Here is a 947-nt window from a genome sequence, read left to right as displayed (position 1 = left end):
GGGACTGCCGCATAGATAGGTGACATCTGATCTGGCTTGCCCGCAGGGCGGCCTGGAAGGATGTGCACCATGCCCGCTCCCTACCCCCAGGAGTTCCGCGAAGACGTCGTGCGAGTGGCCCGGTCCCGTGAGGACGGAATCACCATCGCGCAGATCGCGAAGGACTTCGGCGTTCACGAGATGACGCTCCATAAGTGGATTCGCCAAGCCGACATCGACGACGGCAACCGCCCCGGCAAGAGCCGGGAGGAGTCGGCCGCGCTGCGTGAGGCGCGCAAACAGATCCGGCTGCTTCAGCAGGAGAACGAGGTCCTCCGCCGCGCCGCTGCCTACCTCTCCCAGGCGAACCTGCCGGGAAAAGGTTCTACCCGCTCGTGAGCGAGCTCGCCGCCGACGGCATCCCCGTCGCGGTGTCCCTGCGGGTTCTCAAGCTCTCCCGTCAGCCCTACTACCGCTGGCGGAAACAGCAGGTCACCCAGGCCGAGCTGGTCGAGGCCTATCGCGCCAACGCGCTGCTGGACGCCCACGTCGACGACCCCGAGTACGGGTACCGGTTCCTGGTCGGCGAAGCCGCAGAGGCCGGCGAGGTGATGTGTGAGCGCACGGCATGGAGGATCTGCCGGGACAACCAGTGGTGGTCTGTGTTCGGGAAGAAGCGTGGGAAGAACGGGAAGCGTCCCGGGCCACCAGTCCACGATGATCTCGTGAAGCGGGACTTCTCCGCCGATGACGTCAACGAGCTGTGGCTGACCGACATCACCGAGCACTGGACCAGCGAGGGCAAGCTCTACCTCTGCGCGATCAAGGACGTGTTCTCCGGCCGGATCGTGGGCTACTCGATCAGCGACCGGATGAAGGCGCGACTGGCGGTGAACGCCCTGGACAACGCTGCTTCCCGCCGCGGTGACGTCGCTGGCTGCATCGTGCATTCGGACCGAGGATCGCAG

2 protein-coding genes are annotated in these 947 nt (G+C 65.9%); both read left to right on the top strand.

Annotated features, from left to right (window positions below; all coding sequences use genetic code 11):
• Window positions 1–69 precede the first annotated feature (69 nt).
• Entirely contained in the window at window positions 70–378 is a 309-nt protein-coding gene (locus GSY69_RS14300; protein WP_202411136.1) for a transposase, read from the top strand.
• On the top strand, window positions 375–947 hold a 573-nt coding region (locus GSY69_RS15260; protein ID WP_160954398.1), incomplete at its 3' end, for a DDE-type integrase/transposase/recombinase. The genes GSY69_RS14300 and GSY69_RS15260, both read left to right, overlap by 4 nt.

The organism is Brevibacterium rongguiense (assembly GCF_009857845.1).
Taxonomy (GTDB): Bacteria; Actinomycetota; Actinomycetes; order Actinomycetales; family Brevibacteriaceae; genus Brevibacterium; species Brevibacterium rongguiense.
The sequence above is the reverse complement of the archived record's forward strand: the minus strand, read 5'-3'. Positions and strand labels throughout refer to the sequence as shown.